The organism is Grimontia celer, from assembly GCF_900055185.1.
In the GTDB taxonomy this organism is placed as follows: Bacteria; Pseudomonadota; Gammaproteobacteria; order Enterobacterales; family Vibrionaceae; genus Enterovibrio; species Enterovibrio celer.
This window is the reverse complement of sequence record NZ_FIZX01000001.1, coordinates 1,448,816-1,464,690: the sequence shown is the minus strand read 5'-3', so window position 1 is coordinate 1,464,690 and position 15,875 is coordinate 1,448,816. Positions and strand designations below refer to the sequence as shown.

Genomic DNA, 15,875 nt, shown 5'->3' with positions numbered 1-15,875 from the left:
TTTTTCTTCCAACCTAATAACGTTTGCTGTCAAACAGCTGTCTTTGCTTTTTAAAGTTACCCGAAATTCGGTTAGCGATAATTCCGCTTTTACACGACAGGGTTGTGACAGTTTCGGTTAGTAGCCTGAAAACAACAAGGAAAGTGTCAGATGGAGTCAAGATGCAAAAAGAGTATGACATCGTCGTGATAGGTGGTGGTAATGCTGCGCTATGTGCCGCCATGACAGCGGCGGAAGCAGGAGTGAGCGTGGTAATTTTGGAGAGTGCACCCCGAGCTTATCGGGGCGGAAATTCCCGACATACCCGTAATTTTCGTTGCATGCACAGCGAGCCCATGAATGTGCTGACTGACAGCTACAGCGAAGAAGAGTTTTTCGATGATCTGATGAAGGTCACCAAAGGTAAAACCGACGAGAAGCTGGCAAAACTGGTGATCAGCAACACGCAGGAAAGCTATTCATGGATGCAAGCACATGGCGTGCGTTTCCAGCCTTCATTGTCCGGTACACTTTCCCTTTCCCGCACCAATGCCTTTTTTATGGGCGGCGGTAAATCTTTGGTGAACGCCTACTACCGCACTGCTGAAAATCTGGGTGTAGATATCTTTTACGATGCACCAGTCACTGGCGTCACTCTGCAAGATAACAAAGCGTCCACGGTGATAGTGAATCATCAAGGGCAGCAACATACGCTGACGCCGAAATGCGTTGTCGTCGCGTCGGGCGGTTTTCAGGCAGATATTGATTGGTTAACTGATGCTTGGGGCCCCTCAGCCCGCAATTTCCTGATTCGCGGTACGCCTTACAACCGGGGTGTTGTGCTTAAAAGCTTGCTAGACCAAGGCGCAGAATCGGTTGGCGATCCAACACAATGTCATGCCGTCGCGATAGATGGCCGTTCCCCCCAATATGATGGTGGCATCGTGACCCGGCTCGACTGTGTTCCTTTTTCTGTTGTCGTGAACAAACACGGCGAGCGCTTCTACGACGAAGGTGAGGATGTTTGGCCGAAGCGCTATGCAATATGGGGAAGACTGGTCGCAGATCAGCCTGATCAGGTGGGTTATGTCATCATTGACGCCAAGTCTATCAACCTCTTCATGCCCTCTGTTTTCCCACCGATTAAAGCGGATTCTCTGGAAGAGTTAGCGGAAAAAATGGGACTGGATCCAACCGCGCTCACTTCAACCGTTGATACGTTTAACGCCGCTTGCCAGGCGGGTCAATTCCATCCCACAGAGCTTGACGGTCTTTCCACGCAAAACCTCGCGCCGCCAAAAACCAACTGGGCAAGACCGATAGATACACCGCCGTTTTATGGTTACAGCCTAAAGACAGGTGTGACCTTTACTTATCTCGGCTTGAAAGTGGATGAAAACGCGCAAGTTCAAGGAAAAGAAGGGGTGATAGAAAACCTTTGGGCTGCCGGTGAAACCATGGCGGGGTCGATTTTGGGTCAGGGCTATTTGGCCGGTTTTGGTATGTCCATTGGGACAGTGTTTGGGAGAATCGCTGGCAGGGAGGCTGCGAAATATGCAAAGCGCTAATTCAGGAATTCAAATCATCAACTCAATAGATGAAGCCAGGCGCCAACTGGAGATCTGCAACGCGTGTCGTTATTGCGAAGGATACTGCGCCGTCTTTCCTGCTGTACATGAGCTTCGGAATTTTAGTGAAGGAGATATTGAGCAGCTTTCTAACCTTTGCCATAACTGCCGCGGATGCTATTACGCTTGCCAATACACAGCGCCACATGAATTTGCCTTAAACCTGCCAAAAGCATTGGCAGAGGTAAGACAGGACTCTTGGAACAAATATGCCTTTCCTGCCGCTTTTGCAGGACGTTTTGATAAGAATGGTGTGGCGATTGCGTTGTTATCTATCCTCGCGCTGACGTTTTTCTTATTCAGTGTTCAAGGTAGCGGGCCGGGTAACACTTTCTACGATTTACTTCCGCATAATTGGCTGGTGGCCGTTTTCCTTCCCGCATTTATCTTGCCGCTTTTGACCTTAGTGATCAGTTTGCGTCGATATTGGCGCGCGGTGGATGGAAAGAACATAGAATGGCGACAGGTGAAGCAAGCCTTGGTGGCTGCGGGGAAAATGAAGCACCTCGACGGCGGTCATGGTGATGGTTGTAACTTTGAAGATGAAGATCGTTTTTCTCACGCCAGACGGCATTTCCATCAGGCCACCATGTGGGGGTTTCTGCTTTGTTTTGCTGCGACCAGCGTAGCGACCTTAATGCACTATTTGCTGAATCTACCAGCGCCCTACAGCATGGCATCCTTACCCAAGTTATTTGGTGTGTCAGGGGGGATTCTGTTGTCGGTTGGCACGCTCGGATTGATGGCGTTGAAAGCCAAAGCAGACAGGAATCTTTCAGACCAGCGAGTCTGGGGTGGGGAGATGGCATTTGTCGCCTTACTGTTTCTAGTCAGCACCTCAGGTTTGTTGCTCTGGCTGCTGGGCGGCACGGTATTTTTGCCTTTCCTACTGGCGTTCCATCTCGCGACTGTGTTGACTCTGTTTCTGCTAACACCTTATTCGAAAATGGCGCACGGCTTTTATCGTCTCGCTGCGCTGATAAGGAATGAACAAAGGTGAGTTAGCCTTGTGATGACAGGTCAGTGACAGCTTCGCTCAATAAGTTTTCATAACAAGGTATTAACATCAATTCGGTGTCGTTATGCAAACAGCAATTCCATGTACCATTATGCGAGGCGGGACATCACGGGGTCCGTACTTTCTCAGTAACCATCTTCCCCGTGATTGGGAAACCCAAGAAAAAATCCTTCTTGCAGCTATGGGCTCCTCCACCGGGAAACAGATTGATGGTATTGGCGGAGCAACGTCGTTGACGAGTAAGGCGGCCATTATTTCTGTTTCTGACCATCCAGATGCGGATATCGACTACTTATTTATTCAGGTCTCAATCGAGGATATGTCAGTCGATATCGCGCCATCTTGCGGCAACATTCTCGCGGGTGTGGGGCCTTTTTCGATTGAATCCGGTTTGATTAAGGCACAGGACGGAGAAACCGTTGTCCGGGTGCGAAATCTAAATACTAATTCCTTTATCGAAGCAACAGTTCAGACACCAGAAGGTTTTGTTCAATACGACGGCGAAACCCGTATTGATGGCGTCGAAGGCACAGCAGCACCAGTCGTCCTCAAATTTCTCGACGTGGCAGGCACCAAAACCGGACGTCTCTTTCCTACAGGCAATATCAAAGATTCATTCGATGGCGTTACCGTTAGTTGCGTCGATGCGGCAATGCCCATGGTGTTGATTCCTGCTGACGAGCTGGGTATTGATGGCGCAGAGCCCAAAGAAGTACTTGATAGCAATACGGATCTTCTCTCAAGAATTGAAAGCATTCGCCTTCAGGCAGGCGCGGCTATGGGCTTAGGTGATGTGAGTGGCATGGTGATTCCCAAGGTAGGGGTGCTTTCTCAGCCACGTAAAGGCGGTTCTATCACTTCACGTTACTTTGTGCCGGATACCTGTCATGCCAGCCATGCAGCAACGGGCGCTATTTGTGTAAGTGTGGCAACCCGTATTCCCGGTACCGTCGCTAATGATATCGCCAAACCCCACAGCCAGCTCTCTGAAAAAATCACCATTGAACATCCCAGCGGACAAATAGAAATCGTGTTGGATATTGAGGCCGACGGTGAAACCTACAAGGTGCATAAAGCTGGTGTCATTCGCACCGCGCGCAGGATATTCCGCGGTGAAATCTATATTCCTGACACGGTGTGGACAGCGGACAAATAGTGATCAAATCCTGTAATTTAACAAGAAATTAACATTGACAGGTTGATGACAGGTTCGCTGATTAACTTGGTTAATGAGGCGGTTCCCAAGCATTAAATCAGCGTTTAAGAAAGCACCACAGATTGCCAAGGGAGCGGCAACAATCAACGATGGCACAAGAGGCTGGAACATGAGTAAGCAAACAAAACAGTTTTCACTAAGTAATATCGTACGAAAAGCAGTCGTCGGGTTAGGGATAGCTGTTGCATCAGCGACAACCTTTTCTGTGAGTGCAGCGGATTTTTCCGGTGAGCGAGTTGAATGGATTATTCCGTTTAAAGAGGGTGGTGGTTCTGACACATGGGCGAGATTCTATGCGCCGATGCTTTCGCAGCATTTACCCGGCGAACCTCCCGTGGTAGTGAAAAACGTGCCGGGTGGTGGCTCAACTAAAGGGGCAAACCAATTCCAGCGTAGAGCCAAGAAAAATGGTTTGAATGTGCTCGGAACTTCCGGTTCGACGCAGTTCCCTTACCTTCTCGGTGACAAGCGTGTTCGTTACGAATACAAAGATTGGACACCAGTTTTAGCCTCGCCAACCGGCGGCGTGTTCTACGTGAGCAAAGATCTTGGCGTAAATTCAGCAGCAGATTTACTGAAACTTCGTGATGCCGATTTGAAATACGCAAGTCAGGGCGCAACCTCGCTGGATTTGGTGCCACTGCTCGCCTTGGACATTCTGGATATCCCTGTTCAGGCTGTTTTCGGCATGAAAGGCCGTGGCGCAGGCCGATTGGCTTTTGAGCGTGGCGAAGTTAACGTGGATTATCAAACCAGTTCTGCGTTCCTCAAGAAAGTGACTCCGCTGGTTGATGAAGGCAAAGCCATTCCTATCATGACCTGGGGTGTACTTGACGCGAACGGCGAGCTGCAACGCGATCCTACTTTCCCAGACCTGCCGCATTTCGCGGAAGTGTATGAAATGCTGAATGGTAAGAAGCCGGAAGGCACCGAATTTAATGTGTGGAAATCCTTCTTTGTGGCTGGCTTTGCGGCTCAGAAAGGTATCTTCCTGCCAAAAGGTACGTCACAAGATGTGATTGATGCGTGGACAGCTGCTGTTGCTGAAACCGTAGCGTCAGAAGAATTCAAATCACGCTCTCCACAAATTCTGGGTATGTACCCTCAGGCAGTGGGTGAGAATGCGGTGAAAGCCTTCAATGCCGCGCTGGATATCTCAGACGCTGACCGAGAGTGGGTGCGTAACTGGCTAACCACCAAGTACAACGTTAGCTTTTAACTTATCGAGTTTGAAAAGAAAAATGGCCCCACGTTGGGGCCATGTCTGTTTTCGGTGATTGCCTTTTTCAAACTAAGGAGCTGGGCCTTCTTTTAAGGTTTGATAACCCGCCCAAATGCGCGTTGCTGTGGTAATCCAGCATAGAGCGCCAAACGTCCAGGCGATTTCTGCAAAGTAACCCGGGAACAAACAGAACAGGACAAAACAGACGATGGTCTCTGTTCCCTCGGTTAAACCGCCAATATAGTAAAGCGATTTGCTTTGATAGACGGGGTTTTCGATATTTCGTTTACTCGCCATGATGGCAAATGCGAGGAAGCTGGAGCCTGTCCCCATAAATGAAAAAACAAGGAACGTCGCAGCAACGGCGTTTTGTTCGGGATTTGCCAACGCAAAAGCAAACGGGATCATCGAATAGAAAAGGAAATCCAACGTGATATCCAGAAATCCACCGGCATCGGTAATCCCTTGTCGGCGCGCTAATGCGCCATCTAACCCGTCAAAAATGCGGTTCAAGGCGATAAACAGCAAACCGAGCCAGTAATATTCGTAAGCAATCGCAGGTAGCGCTAGCAAGCCAATCAGAAAGCCACTCACCGTGACTTGGTTGGCAGTGAGGCCGATTTTGTCAGGGATCTTGGCGGCCTGTTTTAAAGGCCAACGGATGACGGCGATGGAATAGCGATCAAGCATTGTTCTGCTCCGTATTCATAAAACCCACTTTCGAGGTCGTTTCCCTTTCTTTGTTTGGCCAATGCAGCAAGGTACTCTCCATGGGTACGTCATCCTCATCATGCGTCACCATCACCGCCGCAATGTTGCGATTTTTGATTTGCTTGAACACAAATGCACGGAATGACTTTCGAAGTGGCTTATCCAGCTTGCTAAAAGGCTCATCCAGCAAGATGACTTTGGGGTGAGAGAGCAGGGTACGCATTAAGCTTATGCGTGCACGCTGACCTCCGGAGATTTGGTCTGGCGCTTTAAAAGCGATATCCGCGAGTTCTATTTCTTGCAACGTTGCCAATGCTCGTTCTTTTTTCTCGGCAGCACTCATCGTGTCAGGCAGCCCAAACGCGAGGTTTTGCCACACATTGAGGTGTGGGAAGAGCAAATCATCTTGAAACAGAATCCCAACTGCCCGCTTCTCAGCAGGGAGCGATTGGATGTTTTGGCCGTTAACCAGAATATCGCCTTCGCAATCAAATTCTGGGGAGAGGTGTCCAGCAACTGCGCTGAGTAAGGTGGATTTACCACAACCACTTGGTCCCATGATGGACAGTACATTCCCATTTTCGACAAGGAAAGACATGCCAGTCACCAAAGTGGCTTGATTAGATTTTATAGTCAGGTTTTGTACGGACAAACTCATTCACAGACTCTCTGGATTCATCATGTCGGGCGAGGCGACGACGTGGGTCAGCTAATCGGCTCGCAGCAAGCGAAAGGGCAAAGAAAACAAGCGGCAGAAAGGCTTGAATCAAACCATACACGGCGCTGATACGTCTATCCTGACCGCTGGCAAGACTGACCGCTTCTGTAGTTAGTGTGGTGATACGTCCCGCGCCCAGAAGTTGGGTAGGCAGATATTGAGCAAAACTGACACTCAGACCAACAGCCCAAGCTAGTAAAATAGCGGGAATGACAATAGGCAGTTTCACCTGCCACCAGGCTTTAAACGGACTGTGTCCCAAGCTGCGCGCGGTTTGGGTAAGGCGTTGATCGAAAGATTTCCAAGGCCCATCCAACGCGAGATAAACATAAGGGAAGGCAAACAGAATATGTGCCCAGATGGTAGCAGGGACGTGCCATTGCCCCGGTAACATGTATATCGCGACCTGAATACCGAACAGAATCGATAACTGTGGGATAAGCATTGGCACAGCAATCACCAACTGCGGCAGTGATTTGTGGTACTTGTCGCGATACTCCAGACAGCCGACGGCAAATATCAACGCAACCGTCGCGGATATCAGGCCAAGAATCAGGCTGTTGGTCGCCAGCTCAATCAGATGACTGGATTCCTGCTCCCAAAAACGGGTACTGGTGCGTGTTGGCCAAATCTCTGGAAAGCGCCAGCGGAGAGCGAACGACCAAACCAGCAGCAGGGGAATCATCATAAAAGGCAAAAGAGCGATGAACTTAAATAGATGTCGCCCCGGCAGTGAATAGGTTTTGCTTCCGCTGAATTGCCAGTTCTGCCAAACGTTAATCAGTACATATTCGAACAGGCGATATAAAAGCAGTGTGCCGAAACAGAGGACGAATAACGAAATAGCCCCCGCTGCTGCACGTGGCAACATCGACAAGTCAGGGTCGTTAAACCATTGCCACACCAATACGGCAAAGGTGGTTGGCGAAGTCGGGCCCAAAATCATCGCCACGTCAACGACGGATAATCCGTAAGCCAACACGGCATAAATTGGGAAGCGCATCTTCGGCAGCCATTGTGGGAACACAACTTTCAACCATGCCGCTGTGCGGTTGTATCCGAGGCTTTGTGAGGCTGCGAGTAAGCGGTCTACCTGCATTTGTTTCAGCACAGAAAGGCTCATCAGCAGAAGGAAAGGGGTTTCCTTCACAGCCAGTGCCAAAATTAATCCAATACCGCTACTGTCCTGAACCAGCGACCAGTGATAGGGCTGTTCTTGTCCGGTAAACAGCGCGATAAAACGGAATAACCAGCCTGATGGGGCAAAGGTAAGGGCAAAGCCGATCGCAAAGGCAACGTGAGGCATCGCCAGCAAAGGTGAAAGCCACTGTTCGATGCGCTTCCAGAATCGGGTCCCCCAACAGGATTGAAGAATAAGAAACGTAAACAGTACGGCAAAGAAAGAGGCGGCAATACCGGTGAAAAGAGTTAGTTGAATAGCTTTGTTGGTGCCAGGCCAGTCTTGCATTGCGCGCCAACCATCAAGGCTGGGTTCACTTAGTCCAAGAACGGGAAGATAACTGACGGCAGAAAGTAATACGCCGCCAAGTCCGGGAAGGAGAGGTAAACAGCACACGACTAATGTCATCAAATACAGCAGGCGTAACATGTTTACCTCATTTCACTTGAAGCGCTTATCGCTTCAACATTTTACTCTAATTATTGACCATAGCGCTTGAGCCATTCCTGCTCGAGCGCACCTTGCCAGCTTGGATGTGGCTCGGGCTGTGACTTGAACAATGGCTTACTGCCCGTCAGTTTCACGACCGCTGGGTCACCCCAATAATCGCTGTTTGCTTTGCGAGCCTGCGCTTCTTCACTCATCAGGAAGTTAACTGCGACGAGTGCGCCTTCTTTTGCATTGGCGTTCCAAGGAATGCCCATAAAGTGAATGTTGGACAATGCACCTTTATCAAACGCGAAGGCTTTTGTGGAAGGCGCAAGTGTACCGTTTTTCACTGCAGTTTCAGCAGCATTGGGGTTAAATGTGATGGCAAGCAGCAACTCTCCATCATCCAACAACTGCATGGTTTCCGCGCTAGCTGCTGGGAATTGTTTACCTTGACGCCAAGCTACGGCGTGCAATTCATCCAGGTACTTCCAAAGTGGCGCTGTCACCGCATTGAAATCTGCTTGATCAGCCGGCTTGTAGAGTGGGGCAGTATCCATGCTCAATTCCAGCAATGCTGCTTTCAGGAAGCTGGTGCCGTGGAAAGCCGGTGGTTTCGGGTAGGTGATTTTTCCCGGAAACGCTTTGGCTAGACTCAGCATCTCGTTGAAAGAGGCTGGTGGATTTGCCAGCGTCTTTTCATCGTGGATGAAAACTAACTGGCCGACACCCCAAGGAGCTTCTAAACCATTTGTTGGCTCGGTAAAGTCCTCTTTGACTGGTAGGGATTTATCAACAATCGACCAGCTAGGTAGGCTTTCAACAAAAGGCCCAAACAACAGGCCGTTTGATTTCATTGATTTAAAGTTTTCACCATTAATCCAAACCATGTCTACGCTGCCGCCTTCATTCTTGCCTGCGGCTTTTTCAGCAACCAAACGGTTAACGGTCTCTGCAATGTCAGACACTTTAACGTGTTGAAGCGTGACGCCGTAACGATCTTTTAGTTCGTCACCCGCCCATCGCAAGTAGGCATTGATTTCCTGGCTACCGCCCCAGGCGTTGAAGTAGACCGTTTGCCCTTGTGCACTTTCCTCAATTTGCTCCCAGTTGGAGAGATCAGCCGCCGAAGCGGCTGAAGTGAAGGCGAGGGCGCAGGCAGCGACAATGGATTTCAAATTCATGGTGATCAATCTTCCTTAATCATTGTTTGAGATTTGTTTGCACTGGATTCGTTACGCATCCAGGTGTGGAACTTCTCTACCCAAGCCAACAATCCTTGAGGAGCATTGTTCTGCTTCCAAACACCGGCAGTGTATTTGGTGGCTTCACTCATGGTTGGGTAAGGGTGCACTGTACCGAGGATCTTGTTTAATCCAAGGCCGTGACGCATTGCTAGGGTGAATTCTGCGAGCAAGTCGCCAGCATGTGAACCCACAATGGTTGCACCCAGAATCTTGTCTTTGCCTTTCGGTGTGATGACTTTGATAAAGCCGTGATCTTCACCATCTGCAATCGCACGATCCAAGTCGTCGATGCCGTAGTGTGCGACTTCGTACTCGATACCTTGTGCAATCGCTTCTTTCTCGTTGATACCGACGCGAGCGACTTCCGGTGCAGTATAAGTCGCTGCTGGCATCACTGAGTAATCTGCTTTGAATTTCTTGAAGTCACCAAACAGCGCATTCACTGCGGCATACCAAGCCTGATGGCCTGCAGCGTGGGTCAGCTGGAAAGGACCTGCCACATCACCCACTGCAAAGATGTTAGGGTAGTTTGTTTGCAGATACTCGTTCACTTTGACTGTGCCGCGCTCTGTGAGCTCAACGCCGATGTCCTCGAGGCCAAAGCCTTTGGTGTTAGCGACGCGACCGAGCGCCAGCATCACATAGTCAAACTCAATAACAACTTCTTCGCCATTGTGCTCAAGGTAAGCACGTTGAACGTCGCCGTCTTTTTCAAAACGTGTGGCTTTGTGGCCAAGTAGAATGTTTACGCCATCTTCTTTCAGGCCTTTTACGACCAGCTCAGCAGCGTCGGCATCTTCACGGATCAGCAGTTGGTCTGCCATTTCCACCAAGGTAACGTCTGTACCGAGACGAGAGAAGCTCTGTGCCAATTCGCTACCGATTGGGCCACCACCCAGTACTAATAGCTTCTTAGGCTGCTCCTGAAGCTCCCAGACGTTGTCTGAGGTTAGGTAGCTCACTTCCTGTAGGCCAGGAATACCTGGAACCAAAGGACGCGCACCGGTTGCGATAACAATGTTGCGAGTAGTCAGGCGTTGACCATTCACTTCTACTTCCCAAGGAGAGAGGATTTTCGCTTCGCCTTCGATACATTCCACGCCAAGCTTCGTGTAACGCTCGACAGAATCGTGCGGCTCAATGTCTGCAATGACTTTGTGTACGCGGCCCATTACCTGTTGGAAATCCACGGTAGGTTCGCCAACGTTCACACCAAACTCTTGCGAGCGTTTGATTTCATGCACGGCATGACCTGCACGAATCAAGGCTTTTGATGGCACACAGCCAGTATTCAGACAGTCACCACCCATTTTGTGCTTTTCAATCAGGGTTACTTTGGCTTTTACCGCTGCACCAATGTAGGTGGTCACTAAACCACCGGCACCCGCACCAATCGCAATCAGGTTACGGTCAAAAGTGGTTGGCTTTTGCCATTTTGCGTACACGCGGCGCTTTTGAATCACGTTCATGATCATCTTCGCGATGATTGGGAACACACCCAACAGAACCAGTGACAACAATACACCTGGAGAAACGATGCCGCTCAGCGAATCGATTTGTGCTAACTGGGTACCAGCATTGATGTAAACCGCAGTACCCGGCAGCATGCCGATTTGGCTAACAATATAGAAAGTCGCAGTGCGGATTGGCGTTAAGCCCATCAGCAGGTTAATCAGGAAGAACGGAAATACAGGGATTAGACGCAGTGTCAGAAGGTAAAACGGTCCATCTTTCTCTACACCTTGGTTAATCGTGGCAAGGCGATCGCCAAATTTGCTTTGCACAGAATCTTTGAGCAGGAAGCGGCTGACCAAGAACGCAAGCGTTGCGCCAATGGAGCTGGCAAATGAAACCAGAAGCAGTGCCCACCAAAATCCAAATAGCGCTGCGCCAAGTAGGGTAGCAATGGCGGCTCCGGGCAGCGAGAGCGCGGTCATGGTGATATAGACAACAAAATATACAATGCTTGCGGTAACAAAATTACTCGCAATGGTGTCTTTCAACGCTTCGTGCTGTGCTTTGGCGTTTTCAAGCGTAAACAGTGCGCCTAAGTCTAATGCGAACCACGCAATGAATATGGCTGCGATGACAGCAAGAACAGCTAACTTCTTTGTGTTCATTTCTGATCCTTTTCTGATGACGTTGTTCCACGAGTCTGTTCACTCGAAAACGGGATAACTGCAAGTGATTTTGCACAACACTAACTATGGCAAAAGTTTCCTTTTGTCTGAGCGGAATACACTTCATTACCAAAGAGTTAAACAGGTTTATTGTCAAAACTGTGACCGAGGAAGTCATTACGTCTCAGTTTGACGAAAGCAATACGTGGAGTTGCGCGCTTTTCCTAATTTTGCTTGCTGGATATGACCGAGGGGATTTGGGAAAAATTACAAACTTCTTCAAATTTTTCGATGCTATATGTTCAAACATGTATATGAAAGCCTGCCGAGAGAGGGTTAACTGTCTGATAAGAATGGGAGTATACGGGATTGAATAGAGTCTGGATGTGTTAATGAAGAACTACAGGTTGGATTCATAGACAGTATTTGGTGTATTGAAGTACCAAAATGCCAAGAGGGATGAGTGCCAGCGTTGTTGCGCCACCAATGTGGTAGTTACGGTGCCAGTAGCAACGCTGCGCGAAGCTGTTTAGCTTCAGTCCCCAAATCACTACCAGTGCATTGATGCCGCAGAAAAGGATAACAATGATAGTAAGAAACGAAGGGTCGACGGTGCCATGTGTGTTGGCTGCGTATGAAACAGCAGGGAAGAAGAAACAGAAAAAAACCGTCCACTTGAATCTGCGCGGCCACTTTCTGAAATGGTCGCGGAAAATTCTATCAATCTGATCAGGAAACGGCTTTGTGTAGTGCATTTCTCTATTGCCATTTGTCTATCTTCTCTTTTGGCATAGTTCAGATTTGGATGCACTGATAACCGACAGGCGCTGATATGTCTCATATGTGTGATATGTGTCACAAATATTGTTTTGTAGTGCCTTTGAATAGGTTGATAGCCTCAAAGACAAAATCTCGACTTTTTTACGACTTTTCTGCGACAACCCCTTCTGCCGTAAGCAATGGTTCATGATGTTACTTTCCATTATTTCGGTCAAGAAAGCGTGTCAAAGAGAGAGTTAATTGCTTTTTCGTGGCTTTATACGGTACGGAGTATCTTCAAGACATTGCTAGATAACAAAACAGCCAATGGCGGTGAAGGGCACATTGGCTGTTTGAGGCGTCAATTTGGCGATTATTGGCGAAGAGTTTCGAGTAGCTCGTTTCTTCGCTGCGGCGTAATCACCGACCAGTGCTTTCCTTCAATGGCTCCTTCAAGTGCCCAGAGCAGCTCTAGGCTAAGGGTATCATTGTGTGATTTTTGCAATGCTTGGTAAGCACCGACCGCGCCTGCACGCTGCAACTCCTCGACGGATTCGATGCCAGCTTTTTTCAGCATACGTTCCGTCGCAAGGCGAAGGTTTGGAAGATCTTTGATACGTGAAGGCGCAGCAGTCTTCTTTTCTTGCTGGTCTTCCCTTGCAATGGCCAATGCCTTAACCGCATGGTCCATCAGAAGATCTGATTGGTCCCACCATTCTTGCGGTACTGCATAATATTTAGTGACAACAGGGAATCCACGCTTTTTGTAGACGTAAGGTTCCATGCTAAGCGCTTTGAATTCAGTTTCATTGGCTGTGCCAGCGCGAAGATGAAGCTGGTCATTGACGACGAGCGCAAACATCGTCTCATCGCAAAATACACCGAAACCGCCAAACATTGAGCGGGATTTCATTTTGCCCAGACATTCGAAGAACTTCAGTGTGTTTTTTAGAGTAGGTTTATCCATGTGACTTATTCTCAATCAATACGTTCCTGGATGAATGGTCAAGGAGTAACGTAGCAAAGCTAATTCAGAGAATTGTCAACGTACCGGGAGAACCGGATTGTGAAATGCTAACGTCATCGGTAGCTCCGCTACCAACACCAGAGAAATTCTCGGTGGTGTGAGGCCGGAAGCTTTGCGTCCCAGGCTTTCGCCGTGGTTTGCCTTTTTCTTGACGAGATTTAGCTTAACCGAATCGCGTCATTTTGTCGTTATTGCTAGTCTAACAAAGTGTGATCTTAGTTCAGAACGAGCTCTATTGATGCCTTTGTAATTATTCCGTTCCCTTTGTTATTGAAGAAATTTCGACCATCGCACCCCTTTTACAATATGAAATAAGGGTAGCACTAGAAATCTGGGCATTTTATTGATTTTGAGGTTCGTCGCAACAATAAGATCAATTTATCTATTAAACTTGTCAGTAATAGAAAAGCCTGAGCGCGACGCTCAGGCTTTTTGGTGTAAATAGCGGCAGTTTTGAGGTGTTAACTGTTAAGTTTCTTTACAGAGCGTCGCACGATCAACTCAGGTTGCATTTCAAAAATCTGTTGTTGATTTTCTTTGTTCGCCAGACGCTCCATCAAGAGCTTAATGGCCGTTTTACCCAAACGGTTCTTAGGCTGGTGAATTGTGGTTAACGGCGGCGAGAAAAAGCCTGCCAAATCGATGTTGTCATAACCGATGATTGAAATGTCATTCGGCACATCCAAACCAGCCTGACGGAAGGTGCTGATCGCAGCCAGCGCCATAATGTCGTTAAAGCAGAAAACAGCAGTCGGGCGGTCTTCAAGCGCAACGAGTTTGTTAGCGGCTTCTACAGCAGAGTCACATTCGAAATCTGCTTCTACAATCCAATCAGGGTTGTAAGTTAATCCTGCTTCTTCCAACGCTTTGCGGAAACCGTCCAAACGCTCTCTACAGGTAAGCTTGTCCATTTGACCTGAGATACAACCGATTTTGGTGTGACCGTTTTCAATAAAGTGTTTAGTGGCAATGTAGCCGCCAAGCTCGGCGTTGTCCTGAATGCAGTCAGTGTTAATGTGCTGCGTACCCCAGTCCATGACTACCATTGGCAGATCCTGCTTCTTCTCAAGCAGAGAAAGCAGTTCTTCGTTCAGATCAGAACACATGACAAGCAGGCCATCCACGCGCTTTTCCGCCAGCATGCGCAGATAATCGCGCTGCTTGGAGAGATTACCTTCGGTATTGCACAGGATAAGTGTGTAGCCTTCTTTGTAGCAGTACTCTTCTACACCATGCACCACTTCCGCGAAGAAAGGGTTGGTTGATTTGGTGACAAGCATGCCAATGGTGCGGGTGGAGTTGCACTTCAAGCTTCTAGCCACTGCGCTTGGTGCGTAATTCAGTTCATCGACTGCTGCCCATACTTTCTTTGTCGTGTTCTCTGCAACAAAACGTGTCTTGTTGATCACGTGCGAAACTGTTGTTGTAGAGACACCCGCGAGTCGAGCGACGTCTTTAATTGTTGCCATTCGGTAATCTTCTTATCGTTTTCATTGGCAGCCTCTGTCATATCGGACTGCACAAGTTTACGCCGCTTAACCGAACTGAATGTTTTCGATTCAATCCGACGGTATAAGCGGCGTATCAGGTTCGTTCAAATTATGTGTGCTTTCTTTCTCTTACTGACGCGTAATCAGACGCAATGCCCAAATAGTCTGAGCGTTATTGACGCAGAGGAGAAGAAACGCGCGAGGCACTTACATGAGTTTGTTGCAAGATTTCAGAAAATTCTCAATGCCAATCGCTTGCGTTCACAGTTTAATGTCAATGGTCCTACGCCGCAATTATTGTGTCTTAGAGACGTGCATAAGGTTGATGCGCATCATGCTAACCACATAGTGCGTACTTTCAGTTTCAGCTAACTGAGCGCCAGCTTGGTAATTTTGAACGGCTAGAAACAAAAAAGCCGGGAACAAGCCCGGCTTTATAACAGTGTGCTTGCGACTATTCGCCTTTCAGGAAGGCTCTATCCAGTTTGATAAAGGACACCAGCAGATTTGCTGCCGCTTTATAGAAACCGAACTTGTCGAACTGATACACGGTTTGCTGGAACTGCTCAATCCAAGGCAGCATCATGGTTTCCAGAAAACGTTGCTGCTCTTGCATCATCGCTTCCTGCTTTTCCTCGTCAGTTTCTTTGTTCGCGAGGATCACCAGATTGCCCATAAAGTCGAGCTCTACCGCCAAGTGGTCGAACGGTTCATTGAAATCTTTGCGCTGTGCAATGCCGTATTTATCCATCCACTGGCCCATTTCAACCGCAGGCTTGTCGTTCAATAAACCGGTTTCGCCAATGTACATGGAGGCATAAGGCAGGGCGCCTGACTTAGGTGTGCTAAGGAACAAGCCACAGAAATCTGCCGCCAATTCAAGCTGCGCATCTTCTCTGACTTTCAGTTTCGCCAAAGCGTCACGTAGTTCGGCAATCGGGGTTTTCAATTCGTCAGTCATCGCCAACACGGAGTAATAGTTATCCATGTCGCCGCCGTGATAGTTGTCCAGATCTTGCTGGGTCAACTCCGTCGCGAAGAGTGAAGACATCCACCAGTAAAATTCAGCGCGTTGCTCGTTGATGGCGATAAATTCTTGCATTGTCATTCCGTAAGTGAGGGATGTTTTTC

13 protein-coding genes and 1 riboswitch are annotated in these 15,875 nt (G+C 48.6%); of the genes, 4 read left to right on the top strand and 9 right to left on the bottom strand.

All coding sequences use genetic code 11. From position 1 onward, the window contains the following. Positions 1-161 precede the first annotated feature (161 nt). The 4 genes from tcuA to GCE9029_RS06465 all read left to right on the top strand — a co-directional run bounded on the left by tcuA (position 162) and on the right by GCE9029_RS06465 (position 5,060). Positions 162-1,547, top strand: a complete 1,386-nt coding sequence (gene tcuA, locus GCE9029_RS06480; protein WP_062661895.1) for an FAD-dependent tricarballylate dehydrogenase TcuA — start codon at positions 162-164, stop codon at positions 1,545-1,547. Further along, positions 1,534-2,607 (top strand): tricarballylate utilization 4Fe-4S protein TcuB, encoded by a 1,074-nt coding sequence (gene tcuB, locus GCE9029_RS06475; RefSeq protein ID WP_062661893.1) that lies wholly within the window; start codon positions 1,534-1,536, stop codon positions 2,605-2,607. The genes tcuA and tcuB overlap by 14 nt, the downstream gene beginning before the upstream one ends. An 82-nt stretch (positions 2,608-2,689) precedes the next feature. Next, positions 2,690-3,781 carry a 4-oxalomesaconate tautomerase gene (locus GCE9029_RS06470; RefSeq protein ID WP_062661891.1) on the top strand — a complete coding sequence of 364 codons (1,092 nt, stop codon included), beginning with the start codon at positions 2,690-2,692 and terminating at the stop codon, positions 3,779-3,781. Between the two features lie 169 nt (positions 3,782-3,950). Next, positions 3,951-5,060, top strand: coding sequence for a Bug family tripartite tricarboxylate transporter substrate binding protein (locus tag GCE9029_RS06465; protein WP_062661888.1), 1,110 nt, complete (start codon positions 3,951-3,953; stop codon positions 5,058-5,060). A 72-nt stretch (positions 5,061-5,132) separates the two neighbouring features. Here GCE9029_RS06465 and GCE9029_RS06460 read toward each other — a convergent pair whose 3' ends face one another. From GCE9029_RS06460 to torD, 9 genes are all read right to left on the bottom strand, one after another. Continuing rightward, positions 5,133-5,753, bottom strand: coding sequence for a CDP-alcohol phosphatidyltransferase family protein (locus tag GCE9029_RS06460; protein WP_062661886.1), 621 nt, complete (start codon positions 5,751-5,753; stop codon positions 5,133-5,135). After that, a complete protein-coding gene (locus tag GCE9029_RS06455) occupies positions 5,746-6,432 on the bottom strand; it encodes an ATP-binding cassette domain-containing protein (protein ID WP_062661884.1) in 687 nt (228 codons plus the stop codon). The genes GCE9029_RS06460 and GCE9029_RS06455 overlap by 8 nt, the downstream gene beginning before the upstream one ends. Then, on the bottom strand, positions 6,395-8,101 hold the full coding sequence (locus GCE9029_RS06450; protein WP_062661881.1) for an ABC transporter permease: 1,707 nt from the start codon (positions 8,099-8,101) through the stop codon (positions 6,395-6,397). Before GCE9029_RS06450 ends, GCE9029_RS06455 begins: the two co-directional genes overlap by 38 nt. 50 nt (positions 8,102-8,151) lie before the next feature. Beyond that, positions 8,152-9,285 (bottom strand): ABC transporter substrate-binding protein, encoded by a 1,134-nt coding sequence (locus GCE9029_RS06445; protein ID WP_062661879.1) that lies wholly within the window; start codon positions 9,283-9,285, stop codon positions 8,152-8,154. Positions 9,286-9,290: 5 nt separating this feature from the next. After that, positions 9,291-11,468, bottom strand: coding sequence for a dihydrolipoyl dehydrogenase (gene lpdA / locus GCE9029_RS06440; RefSeq protein ID WP_062661877.1), 2,178 nt, complete (start codon positions 11,466-11,468; stop codon positions 9,291-9,293). Positions 11,469-11,881: 413 nt separating this feature from the next. Beyond that, positions 11,882-12,223 (bottom strand): hypothetical protein, encoded by a 342-nt coding sequence (locus tag GCE9029_RS06430; protein WP_062661873.1) that lies wholly within the window; start codon positions 12,221-12,223, stop codon positions 11,882-11,884. Positions 12,224-12,600: 377 nt separating this feature from the next. Next, a complete protein-coding gene (locus GCE9029_RS06425) occupies positions 12,601-13,194 on the bottom strand; it encodes a TfoX/Sxy family DNA transformation protein (protein ID WP_062661871.1) in 594 nt (197 codons plus the stop codon). A gap of 115 nt (positions 13,195-13,309) precedes the next feature. Beyond that, positions 13,310-13,406: riboswitch (cyclic di-GMP riboswitch) on the bottom strand. A 309-nt stretch (positions 13,407-13,715) separates the two neighbouring features. Continuing rightward, positions 13,716-14,723, bottom strand: coding sequence for an HTH-type transcriptional repressor PurR (gene purR, locus GCE9029_RS06420; protein WP_062661869.1), 1,008 nt, complete (start codon positions 14,721-14,723; stop codon positions 13,716-13,718). A gap of 475 nt (positions 14,724-15,198) precedes the next feature. After that, positions 15,199-15,846, bottom strand: a complete 648-nt coding sequence (gene torD, locus GCE9029_RS06415; protein ID WP_062661867.1) for a molecular chaperone TorD — start codon at positions 15,844-15,846, stop codon at positions 15,199-15,201. Between the last annotated feature and the right edge of the window lie 29 nt (positions 15,847-15,875).